Below are 11,648 nucleotides of genomic sequence, written 5' to 3' on the forward strand. Positions count from 1 at the left end.
GTGCCGGGTTCGGTGATTCTTGGGAGGTGAAGCGATGGGTCCGGCAGTGGGGACACAGCCGGTGGGGGAGACCCCCGCAGGGCTGGTCGCCTTGGCTCATTCCTTGGACGGTTCACGTCACTACCCCGTGTCCGGGTGGGCCGATCCCGAGTCCGAGTGGTCGCAGCCGTTCGGTCCGGACGCGGAGCTCCACCTGGTGGACCGGTCCCCGGGTGGCACCGTCACCCGGACCGTGTCCACGGAGGCCCAGGCCGAACGTGCGCGGGCGCGCGCGGAGGGGGCACGGACCGAGGCGCTGACGGCTGTCCCCAGGCCCATCCCCGTTCTCACGCCGGAGGAGATCGAGCGGGACCGCTTGCGCCGCGAGTCGCCGGCGCAGACTCTTCCGGTCACGACCTCGGGTCGCCGTCGTTCAGCGACGACGACGGCGCAGGTGACGCGCCCTGACACCACCGGCATCGACGTCGCACCGGTCGCAGCCGGTCCGTCCACGACCGTCCTGCCGGCCGCGTACCCGTCCTCGGACTCGACCTCAGCCACCGCCACCCAGCCGCGGTCCAAGCGTGTGCTGCGGTCCCTCATGAAGCGCGACACCGGCATGACGGCGCCCATGGGGCTCGTCGACCGGCTGGCCGCCAGCCCGTTCGCTCACCTGCGTCGGCACGCCGACTCGGGGGAGAAGGAGGCGCGGCGCACCCTGAACTTCGCTCTTCGCCTGGCCGAAACCATGTTCCACTACGGCGCGGACGCGCTGGAGGTGGAGAACGCCATCGTGGCGGTGTGCGCCACGTACGGGGTGGAGAACCTGGAGGTGGACATCACCAACCAGGCCGTCACCATCAACTACGTTCCGGACGTCGGGCACACCGGGACCCGCACGCGCGAGGACGTCTTCAACGACAACAACACGACCAGCCACACGGTCATGCGTGTGGTCCGCTCCTGGACCGACAACTACGCGGCACTGGCCGCGACCCACCAGCTGGTCACGGAAATCATCGAGGGGGAGATGCCCCGCGGTGAGGCCAGTGCCCGGCTGGAGACCATCAACTCGAGCCCCAAGACCTTCCCCAACTGGGTGGTCACCGCGGCGATGATCGCGGCCGCCGCGACCATCACCCTGGGGATCGGTGGTGGGCTCGTCGGCGCCGGGATCTCAGGTGTGTCCGGGCTGATCGTTGCGCGGATCGGGATCTGGATGGGTCGGCGTCGCTACCCGGAGTTCTTCAGCATGATCGCCTCCGGATTCGTGGTGACCGTGCTGGCCATGGCCTTCACCTGGGCGGACGTGGACATCTCCCCGCCACGGGTGATCGCCGCGGGCCTGATCATGCTCATGCCCACCACCAGGTTCATGTCCACGATGCACGACGCGATCAGCGGGTTCCCCGTGACCGCGGCGGGCCGCGTGGTGTCCACCGGTATGGCCTTCGCCGGGATCGTCGCGGGCATCTACGCGGGAATCGTTCTGGCCGGTCTGGGCGGGATCATGGCGGTGGACCCGGCCCAGGGCCAGTTCGAACCGCCCGGGGTGGTCATGAACATCGTGTTCATGGAGCTGGCCGCGGTGTTCATCGCGATCACGCTTCAGGCTTCACCCCGCTTCCTGCTGCCGGTCCTGGTGGCGTCTCTGGGCGGGCTGGTCGCCTATCACGGGGCGGGGTACGTCGGGCTGGACGTGAGGCTGCAGGCGGTCTTCGGCGCGGTCACGGTCGGCTGCATCGCCGCACTAGCCGCGGGAAGGCTGCGGATCCCCTCCCTGGTGATCGCCATCCCCGCCATGACCTTTCTGCTGCCCGGCCTGTCGATCTTCCGCGGCATGTATACCGTGGTCATCGAGGGTCAGACCACGGGCGACGGCGTGGTGGCGCTGGTGACGGCCATGACGACCATCGTGACCATGGCCGCCGGGCTGGTGTTGGGTCAGTACCTGATGCGACCGTTCACCAAGCAGCAGCACGGTGTGGGCCTGGACCGTAACCGACGACGGTGACCGGCAGCGCTCAGACCTGGCCGATGGGCGTGCGCTTCTCCGCCTGGAACACTTCTTCCGTTCGACCGCGCGCCCAGTAACCGGAGATCGACACCTGTTCCTTGGTCAGTCCTCTGCCCTGCGGGTCGGTCGAACCTGTCGAACCGCCGAAGATGATCGGCCGCAGCAGCTTCATCGCCTCGCGCTCGCCGTGGGCGAAGGCCTGGACGCCCTCCGTCGACGTCGGCCATTCGACGGCCTCCGCGGCCTCGACCAGCGCGTGCGTCCCCGGCGCCTGGTCCCGTCGATGGCACCATCGCAACGTCATGCCGGAAGGAACCGGAAGGTCCATCTGGTCCTCCGGGCCCTCCACCTCCAGGAGGACCACGCCTTGGGCGTCGTCGGGCAGGGTCTCCAGGTTGGCCGCGATCGCGGGGATGGCGGCGTCGTCGCCCAGGAAAAGGGACCAGGAGGCCTGGGGGTCCGGGACCCACTTGCCCCCGGGGCCCACGGCGACGATCGTGTCCCCGGGTTGAGCCTGCATGGCCCAAGGGCCGGCGAAACCGACCTGCCCGTGGGTGGCCACGTCGATCCACACGGAGCCGCGTTCCAGATCGACCTTCCGCAGCGTCATGTGGCGCGTGACCGGCTGCTGTTCAGGAGGCAGGCTCTCCTTGAGTTCCCAGTAATCGGGGTGCGGGCCCAGGTCTAGGGCGGGGTCGAAGAACACCAGCTTGACGTACTTCTCCGGTGGTTCGATGTCCTGGAACTGCGACGGGTCCTGGATGTCCGCAACCACCCGCACCATCGAGGCGGACAGCTGCAGCCGCTGCCGAACGACCAGGTTGATCTGCGGCTTCCTCGGCCTGTGCTGCGTGCGTGGTGCCGCTGTTGACGCGGAGGACGACGCGGAGGACGACGGGGAGTCTGAATTAGGTGTAGCTGACGTCACCTAATTCAGCCTACGCGCCAGTCCACGGGACCGACACCCTGCTGTTCGAGCATCTCGTTGACCCGGGAGAACGGGCGGGACCCGAAGAAACCCTTCGAGGCCGACAACGGCGACGGGTGGGCGGACTCGACCCGTGGTGCCCCACCGAGCCACTGCGCCGTCGAGCGTGCGGGGCGCCCCCACAGGAGACCGACCAGCGGGCGACCTCGGGTGGCCAGCGCCTTGATCGCGCACTCCGTGACCGTTTCCCAGCCCTTGCCGTGGTGCGAGGCGGGGGCACCCTCGCGCACCGTCAGGCATCGGTTGAGCAGCATGACGCCCTGCCGGGTCCAGGCGCTCAGATCCCCGTGCTGCGCCGGCGGGATACCCAGGTCGTCCTGGAGCTCCTTGTAGATGTTCTGCAGGGAGCGGGGCAGCGGCCGCACGTCCGGGCGCACGGAGAAGGACAGGCCCATGGCGTGCCCGGCGGTGGGGTAGGGGTCCTGACCGACCACCAGCACCTTGACCTCCGACATCGGTTCCTGGAAGGCCCGGAAGATGTCCTGCCCCGGGGGGAACGTTCGGAATCCCGCCGCGTGTTCGGCGCGGATGAAGTCCCCGAGCTCACGGATGACACCCTCCACCGGCCGCAGGGCCTCCGCCCAGTCCGCGGCCATGATCTCCGACAAATCGCCCTTGGTCATGGGGCTACTGTGCCACGCCACGCATCGCCGACCGGAGTCGTGTCCCGTCCGACCGTGCTCCTAGAGTGTGGCCATGACGACCTTCGACGACGACGCAACAGTCACCGCCACGGATGCCGCACCCCGGGCGTCGACCGGAGGTCCACGACCGCTGGCTCTGGTCACGGGCGCCACCGGCGGCATCGGCCGCGCCGTCGTCGAGAACCTGGCCGCCACCCACCGGGTGATCGCCGTGGGACGCGACCCCGAACGTTTGGCCGGTCTCACGGACCTGGGGCCCGCGGTGGAAACGGTGGCGGCGGATCTCACGGATTTCGACAAGCTGCCCGCGTTGGTCGAGTCCCTGCAGACGTTGGACGTCCTGGTCCATGCCGCAGCCCTGGGACACCGGTTGGGAGTGGCGGAAGCCTGCCCGGCGGACTGGCAGGCCCAGTTGGAACTCAACGTTATGGTCCCGGCCGAGCTGACCCGGGCGGCGCTCCCGGCCCTGCGCGCCGCACGCGGCACCGTGGTGCTCATCAACTCGGGCGCCGGGTTCAAGGCCAGTGGCGGCAACGCCGTCTACGCCGCCTCCAAGTTCGCCCTGCGGGCCTTCGGCGATGCCTTGCGGCAGGAGGTCGAACCCGACGGCATTCGCGTCAGCTCCGTTCACCCCGGCCCCACGGACACACCCATGCTGCGGGGCATCTTCGAGTCCGTCGGAAAGCCGTACCGGGCCGAGGAATACATCCAACCGGCCACGGTGGCAGCGGCCGTCCGGACCGTCGTCGACGCCGGTCCGGATGTCCAACTCACCACCGTGTCCGTCCGCCCGCGGACCGAACAGAAGGGCTGAACCGTGGGGGAACAGCAGCCCGCGGGGCTGGACGACCTGAGCCTGCAGATCCTCGAACTCGAGGGGCGGCGGTTCAAGTACCAGGGTGCCAAGGAACGGGCGATCCGCAGCGAGCTCGGGATCCCGGTGACGGCGTACTACCAACGGCTCAACGTGCTCATCGACGACGCGGACGCCTGGGCGCTGCGGCCCGCCTTGCTGCGCAGACTCCGTGACCAGCGTGACGGGGCCTCCGGTGCGACGGCCTGAGCGGGACCGTCCCGGGGCCGTGGGGCTGCCCGAGATGGGAGGATGGTGCCCATGACCCCGTCCAGTCAGTCTCCGGCCAACCCGCCTGCGCGCGACCCCGAGGTGTCCGCGGGGCGTACCTCGTCGTCGGCCTCCGCGTCGTCGTGGCCCCGCGACGCCTTCGACGACGTACCGGAGGAGGGGGCGCGAGTCGGAGCCCACAGGGCCCTGGACGCCCCCGCCCCGCGGGTGACCCGCCAGATCGCCGGTCTGCTCCTGGCCGGGGCGGTGGCCCTCGCGGTCGGAGCGGCTGCCTACCTGCTCGGCGGCAACTCCGAGGCCGCCCCGGGGGCTGCGAGTGGGGCTTCGGCCTCGCCGTCGCAGTCTCAGTCGCAGTCGCAAGAGGCGACCGAATCGGCCACGCCCACGCAGGAGGCCGAACCCACGGTGGAGCCCGACGCCTCCGTCCAGGTGGGCGTCTACAACGCGGCCGAGGTCGACGGGGCCGCGGGCACCACGGCCCAGGACCTGAGCTCAGCCGGGTGGACGGTCTCCGCCACCGACGACTGGGGCGTGGGTGTGGAGCAGAGCGTGGTCTACTACGCCGACGACGAGGAACAGGCGCAGGCCGTCGCGGATCATCTGGGGATCGAACAAGTGGCCAGTGACGAGGCGGTGGGTTACCCGATCGTCGTCGTGATCGGATCCGATCTTGCCGAGGACGGTGCGTGAGTCGCCGTGAACGCCCACGGTGAACACTGAGTCGAACTGGCTCAAGGGGTTTGCACTCACCCGGACAGAGTGCCAATAATGGGCTTAGCACTCAGTCGCGTGGACTGCTAGGTGGCCATGCTGCGGCCGCCACGGTTCCCGGCACAGTGAGTGAACTCCAGCCGAACTCGGTGAGGGGCAATGACGTGCGGGCCATCCCACGCGCTTGCTCCGTCCGTCGCGGGCACCGGGTGCGGCGCACAGTCTGTTGACCGTCCAGGAGGGACGAAACACATGGCAAAGTTGATCGCTTTCGACGAGGAGGCCCGTCGCGGTCTCGAACGCGGCCTGAACACCCTGGCCGACGCCGTCAAGGTCACCCTCGGCCCGCGCGGCCGCAACGTCGTGCTCGAGAAGTCGTGGGGCGCCCCCACGATCACCAACGACGGTGTCTCCATCGCCAAGGAGATCGAGCTCGAGGACCCCTACGAGAAGATCGGCGCCGAGCTGGTCAAGGAGGTCGCCAAGAAGACCGACGACGTCGCCGGTGACGGCACCACCACCGCAACCGTTCTGGCCCAGGCCCTGGTCCGTGAGGGCCTGCGCAACGTGGCCGCCGGCGCGGATCCGCTGTCGCTCAAGCGCGGCATCGAGAAGGCCGTGGCAGCCGTGACGGAGGAACTGCTGTCCTCCGCCAAGGAGGTCGAGACCGAGGACGAGATCGCCGCCACCGCGTCCATCTCGGCCGCTGACCCGGAGATCGGCAAGCTCATCGCCGAGGCCATGGAGAAGGTCGGCAAGGAAGGCGTCATCACGGTCGAGGAGTCCAACACCTTCGGGCTGGACCTCGAACTGACCGAGGGCATGCGCTTCGACAAGGGCTACCTCTCCGGTTACTTCGTGACCGACACCGACCGTCAGGAAGCGGTCCTGGAGGACCCCTACATCCTGATCGTCAACTCCAAGATCTCCGCCGTGAAGGACCTGGTCCCCGTGCTGGAGAAGGTCATGCAGGGCGGCAAGCCGCTGCTGATCATCGCCGAGGACGTCGAGGGCGAGGCGCTGGCCATGCTGGTGCTCAACAAGATCCGCGGCGCGGTCAAGTCCGTGGCCGTCAAGGCTCCGGGCTTCGGTGACCGCCGGAAGGCTCAGCTGGCCGACATCGCCATCCTGACCGGTGGCCAGGTCATCACCGAAGAGGTCGGCCTCTCCCTGGAGACCGCGACCCTGGACGAGCTGGGCACCGCCCGCAAGGTCGTCGTCACCAAGGACGAGACCACGATCGTCGACGGCGCCGGCACCCAGGAGGAGATCGAAGGCCGCGTGGCCCAGATCCGCGCCGAGATCGAGAACTCCGATTCGGACTACGACCGCGAGAAGCTGCAGGAGCGCCTGGCCAAGCTGGCCGGTGGCGTGGCAGTGCTCAAGGCCGGTGCCGCGACCGAGGTGGAGCTCAAGGAGCGCAAGCACCGCATCGAGGACGCCGTGCGCAACGCCAAGGCCGCCGTGGAGGAGGGCATCGTCGCCGGTGGTGGCGTGGCTCTGATCCAGGCCGGCAAGTCGGCGTTCGAGAAGCTGACCCTCGACGGTGACGAGGCCACCGGCGCGAACATCGTCAAGGTCGCCATCGACGCACCGCTCAAGCAGATCGCTCTGAACGCAGGGCTGGAGCCGGGCGTCGTCGTCGACAAGGTCCGTGGCCTGGACAAGGGCTTCGGCCTGAACGCCGCGACCGGCGAGTACGAGGACCTGATGGCCGCGGGCATCAACGACCCCGTCAAGGTGACCCGGTCGGCGCTGCAGAACGCCGGTTCGATCGCCGGTCTGTTCCTGACCACCGAGGCCGTCGTGGCCGACAAGCCGGAGCCCGCTCCGGCAGGCGGCGGAGAGGACCCGATGGGCGGCATGGGCGGCATGATGTGATCCAGCCGCACGGCTGATCAGCTGCCGCGCAGCACCCCACACCTCCGCCGAGTGTCCGTTTCCGGTCGCTTCCACCCGTGGAAAGCGACCGGAAACGGACACTCGGCGGAGGGTTTTCTGTCCGAGGCTCGTGAAAGGGTGTTCCCCATGGCAATCACCGCAGCAGCCCATGGTTCCGCGCTGGGCAATCCCGGGCCGGCCGGATGGGCCTGGTACATCGACGACGACTCGTGGCAGGCCGGCGGGTGGGAGCACGGCACGAACAACCTGGGTGAGTTGAAGGCCGTTCTGGACCTGCTGGAATCCACCGCGCACCTGGACGAACCGCTGCGGGTGCTGTGCGACAGCCAGTACGTGATCAACTCGATCACCAAGTGGATGCCCGGCTGGAAGAAGAAGGGCTGGAAGAAGCGGGACGGCAAGCCCGTGATGAACCTGGACCTGATGAAAGCACTGGATGCGGCCATGGAAGGCCGTGACGTGACCTTCGAGTGGGTCAAGGGCCACGCCGGCCACGAACTCAACGAGGCCGCCGACGCGCGGGCCAACGCCGCCGCACGCGCGTTCCAAGCAGGGAAGGCACCTGAGACGGGCCCGGGCCTGGCGGCCGCCGGTGGAGTTTCCGCGGGCCGCGCGGCGAGCGACTTCACGTACGACTCCGGTGAATACGATCCCCAGGAGGAGGCACAGGACCAGGATCCGGACCTGTTGGCCACCCTGGACGTTCAGCAGGAGTCACTGGCCGAAGGCGTCACACCGGACCGGGAGGTCCTGGGTCTGGAACTCCAGCGGATCCGGGGCGGCGTCCCCGCGGCCCGGGTTCACCCCGACGCGGTGCTGATCGGGGCAGACGGCCGCCCGGTCGAGGCCGACGCCCTGTCGGGAGGGGACGCCGAGGCCGACGTCCACGTGGTCGAGGTCCTGACGCTGAGCCGAAACGCCGTGCTGGTCTCGACCCACCTGGTGGGCAGTACCGTGGCTCCGGGTACCCGCGTGCACGCCTCCCTGTGGACCAGGGAGGACTCTCGCAACGAGCTGGGCGACTGGCTCCTACGACACCACCAGGTAACCGAGGAGTCCTGACCCGCCTTCACCCCGCCGAAAGTCCGAGTTCGGTCGCTTCCGGTGCCCCACGGTGACCGAACTCGGACACTCGGCGGGGGAGAGGGACAGGGAGGTCAGGGGCGGGGGTCGTGGATGATGTCGGGATCGTCGTCGTCGATCTCGGGGATCGGCGGGAGGTCGTCCTCCACGACGGGAGGCGCCGTGGGTTCGGGCACTGCCGGGAGTTCGTCGAGAGTCTCCGGCGGCGGCTCGGGTGTGGAGATGCTGGGCAGGGACACGACGAACGTCGCCCCGCCACCCGGGGTGTCCTCCAGGGTCACGGTGCCCCCGTGCTGGTCGATCACGGCGGAGACGATCGACAGACCCAACCCGGTCCCGCCCGTCTCTCGAGTTCGGGACGTGTCGGCCCGGTAGAAGCGTTCGAAAACCTTGGCCCGGTCGGCGCCCTTGATGCCGGGGCCGTGGTCGCGGATCTTGATCTGGGCGAGGAACTCCGCGGGGTCGGTGTTCCCGGCCGTCGAGGGACGCTGGTCCCGGGGGACCCCGGTCAGCGGCACGGTGCCGATCAGAATCTGCAGGTCGCTGCCCCTGGGTGTGTACCTCACGGCATTGGTCATGAGGTTGGCCACAACCTGCCGCAGTTTGGCTTCCTCGCCTCGCGTCCACACGGGAGTCGCGGGGCCGTCGTCGAGGTTCGTGACCGTGACGGACCGGTCCGGGCTGGAGGCCGCGAAGTCCGCGGCGGCGTCGTGCGCCAGGACCAGGAGGTCGACGTCGTCGGTGGCCAGTTCCCGCTTGCTGTCCAACCGGGCCAGGGACAACAGGTCCTCGACCAATTGGGTCATCCGCGTCGCTTCGGACTCGATCCGGCCCATGGCCTGTCCGACCTGCTCCTCGTCCCGCAGCGCGCCGTGGCGGTAGAGCTCGGAATATCCGCGGATGGAGACCAGTGGGGTGCGCAGCTCGTGGGAGGCGTCCGCGACGAACTGCCGCAGCCTGGCCTCCGACCGTGTCCGGGCGTCGAAGGCGTCCTCGATGTGGCCCAACATGCGGTTGAGCGACATCGACAGCTGACCGACCTCGGTTTCCGAGTTGTACCCGGCCATACGCCGTGAGAGGTCGCCTTCGGCGATCTGTGCCGCGGTCTGTTCGACCTTTTTCAACGGTTGGAAGGCGCGGGTGATCAGCACCCACCCCACCACCAGGGCAGCCAGCAGGGTGGCAGCCCCGAAGCTCAAGGTCAGCAGAGTGATCGCCGAGACCAGCCCGTTGGTGTCACCCAGCGGCTCGGCGACCACCACCGTGTAGGAGGTCCGGGACTGTGGTGCCGCCACGACCCGCCAAGACCCCTCCGCCCCGTTGGCCGACGGAACGGTGATCCCCAGCTGTTCCGACTGTTCGACCATCTCTCGGTCGAACCGCGACAGATCGGGCTGAGTGTCAGGCTGGGCGGTCGTCGTGCCCGTGGCGTCGACGTGCGCCACGACCTTGCCGTCCTCGGAGAGCAGGAAGCCCTGGTGCGGGACGGTCTCCGTCGGGCTGCCCGTCATCTCGGACATGAGTGCCGTGGACACCGAATGCAACGAGTCCTGCAGGTCCTCGTCGATCGAATTGATCAGAGAATCCCGCAGCACGGAGATCGCCACGAAGCTGGTGACGACGATGCTGACGGCCAGGAGCATGCCGGTCAGCGCCATCAACTGCGTGCGCAGTGATGACGCTCGCCAGCGGGCTGCGAGGGTCTCCACGGGGGCGGATGCTCCGGGACGGGGTCAGGAGTTCTTGTTCGCCGTGCGCAGCAGGTAGCCCACACCGCGCTTGGTGTGGATCAGCGGGGGCAGATTGGGGTCGTTGTCGATCTTGCGCCGCAAGTAGGAGATGTAGGACTCAACGATCGAGGCGTCCCCGTTGAAGTCGTACTCCCACACGTGGTCCAAGATCTGGGCCTTGGACAGCACCCGGTTGGGGTTGAGCATCAGGTAGCGCAGGAGCTTGAACTCGGTGGGCGAGAGATCGATCTCACGGTCGCCGCGGTAAACCTCGTGCGCGTCGTCGTCGAGCACCAGGTCGTCGACGCGCAGCCGGGAGTCGTCCTCCTCGGCCGGCTGGGTACGGCGCAGGACCGCGCGGATCCGGGCCACGACCTCGTCCAGGCTGAACGGCTTGGTCACGTAGTCGTCGCCACCGACGGTCAGTCCCTGGACCTTGTCGTCGGTGTCGTCCTTGGCCGTGAGGAAGACGATCGGGAAGGAGCGACCCTCGGCGCGCAGCTTGCGGGTGACGGCGAACCCGTCCAGGTCGGGGAGCATGACGTCCAGGACGGCCAGGTCCGGGTCCTCCTGCTCCGCCTTGGTGATGGCGTCGCGGCCGTTGGCGGCTGTCACGACGTCGAACCCGGCGAAGCGCAGCGAGGTGGCCAGCAGCTCGAGGATGTTGGGTTCGTCGTCGACGACCAGCAGTTTGGCTTCAGGAGTCTTGGTGTTCACGCGTTCGATTCTCCCGACGTTTTCTGTGAGGCCGCTGTGACGGATTCCAGCCTCCTCTGTGCGTGCACTGTACGGCAGGTCGGTCGACGGCGTCAGGTCTGCTTCCCCGTCCGGCAACCAGCGCGGCAACCGGCCAGGAACCAGCTGGGCAACCGGCCGGGCAGTCTCAGGCCGGCCCGAGCGCGCCGTCCGAGAAGCGCAGGTAACACGCCGCGCACAGCGATTCGTAGTTCACCTCGCCGTCGATCGCCACCTGGTCACCGGCGAACACGAACCGGCCATCCACCTTGCGGGCGTTGAACATGGCCTTGCGGCCGCACCGGCAGATCGTCTTGAGCTCCTCCAAGGAGTGCGCCAGTTCGAGCAGGCGCGCGGACCCGGGGAAGGAGCGGGTCCGGAAGTCCGTGCGGATCCCGTAGGCCAGTACGGGAACACCGTCCAGGACGGCGATGCGCAGGAGGTCTTCCACCTGGGCGGGGGAGAGGAACTGGGCCTCGTCCACCAGCAGGCAGGACACGGGTGGCAGTGTCACCGTGTCCATGAGGGCTTCGGGCTCGGCACCGGCGGCCAGCTGCTGGAACCGGGAACGGACGTCGTCCTCGGGAGAGACCAGCAGGTCCACCTGGCGGGAGATCCCCAAGCGTGAGACCACGTGGGCGTCGCCCTTGGTGTCCACCTGGGCCTTGGCCAGCAGGACACGCTGCCCGCGTTCCTCGTAGTTGAACGCAGCCTGTAACAACGCGGTGGATTTTCCGGAGTTCATGGCTCCGTGGCGGAAGTACAGTTTCGCCAC

The 11,648-nt window shown here is 68.5% G+C and carries 11 protein-coding genes; 6 read left to right on the plus strand and 5 right to left on the minus strand.

The features are described from left to right. Positions 1-34: 34 nt before the first annotated feature. Entirely contained in the window at positions 35-1,993 is a 1,959-nt protein-coding gene (locus GWK18_RS06420) for a threonine/serine exporter family protein (RefSeq protein WP_166833995.1), read from the plus strand. Between the two features lie 10 nt (positions 1,994-2,003). Here the strand turns inward: GWK18_RS06420 and GWK18_RS06425 are convergent, their stop codons facing one another. Together GWK18_RS06425 and GWK18_RS06430 are read right to left on the minus strand one after the other, a co-directional pair. Beyond that, a complete protein-coding gene (locus GWK18_RS06425) occupies positions 2,004-2,924 on the minus strand; it encodes an SIP domain-containing protein (protein ID WP_348535861.1) in 921 nt (306 codons plus the stop codon). Between the two features lie 5 nt (positions 2,925-2,929). Then, positions 2,930-3,607: a uracil-DNA glycosylase gene (locus GWK18_RS06430; protein WP_166833998.1), complete on the minus strand. Its 678-nt coding sequence runs from the start codon at positions 3,605-3,607 to the stop codon at positions 2,930-2,932. 73 nt (positions 3,608-3,680) lie between these two features. Here GWK18_RS06430 and GWK18_RS06435 point away from each other — a divergent pair, with 73 nt between their 5' ends. From GWK18_RS06435 to GWK18_RS06455, 5 genes are all read left to right on the plus strand, one after another. After that, positions 3,681-4,442 (plus strand): SDR family oxidoreductase, encoded by a 762-nt coding sequence (locus tag GWK18_RS06435; protein ID WP_166834000.1) that lies wholly within the window; start codon positions 3,681-3,683, stop codon positions 4,440-4,442. Positions 4,443-4,445: 3 nt separating this feature from the next. Beyond that, complete coding sequence (locus GWK18_RS06440; protein WP_123826602.1) at positions 4,446-4,691, plus strand: DUF3263 domain-containing protein; 246 nt, start codon at positions 4,446-4,448, stop codon at positions 4,689-4,691. Positions 4,692-4,742: 51 nt separating this feature from the next. Then, complete coding sequence (locus GWK18_RS06445; protein ID WP_166834002.1) at positions 4,743-5,402, plus strand: LytR C-terminal domain-containing protein; 660 nt, start codon at positions 4,743-4,745, stop codon at positions 5,400-5,402. Positions 5,403-5,675: 273 nt separating this feature from the next. Then, positions 5,676-7,304, plus strand: coding sequence for a chaperonin GroEL (gene groL / locus GWK18_RS06450; protein ID WP_123826600.1), 1,629 nt, complete (start codon positions 5,676-5,678; stop codon positions 7,302-7,304). Positions 7,305-7,451: 147 nt separating this feature from the next. Further along, positions 7,452-8,387, plus strand: coding sequence for an RNase H family protein (locus GWK18_RS06455; protein WP_166834004.1), 936 nt, complete (start codon positions 7,452-7,454; stop codon positions 8,385-8,387). 95 nt (positions 8,388-8,482) lie between these two features. Here GWK18_RS06455 and GWK18_RS06460 read toward each other — a convergent pair whose 3' ends face one another. The 3 genes from GWK18_RS06460 to GWK18_RS06470 form a co-directional block, all read right to left on the minus strand. Next, entirely contained in the window at positions 8,483-10,117 is a 1,635-nt protein-coding gene (locus GWK18_RS06460) for an ATP-binding protein (protein ID WP_348535862.1), read from the minus strand. A 24-nt stretch (positions 10,118-10,141) separates the two neighbouring features. Continuing rightward, the gene (locus GWK18_RS06465; protein WP_123826598.1) at positions 10,142-10,855 is read right to left on the minus strand and encodes a response regulator transcription factor; all 714 of its coding nucleotides are present in this window, start codon (positions 10,853-10,855) and stop codon (positions 10,142-10,144) included. A gap of 166 nt (positions 10,856-11,021) precedes the next feature. Further along, positions 11,022-11,648 (minus strand): thymidine kinase, encoded by a 627-nt coding sequence (locus GWK18_RS06470; protein ID WP_123826597.1) that lies wholly within the window; start codon positions 11,646-11,648, stop codon positions 11,022-11,024.

Origin of the sequence: Kocuria sp. JC486 (assembly GCF_011602805.1) — a bacterium.
GTDB lineage: Bacteria > Actinomycetota > Actinomycetes > Actinomycetales > Micrococcaceae > Kocuria > Kocuria soli.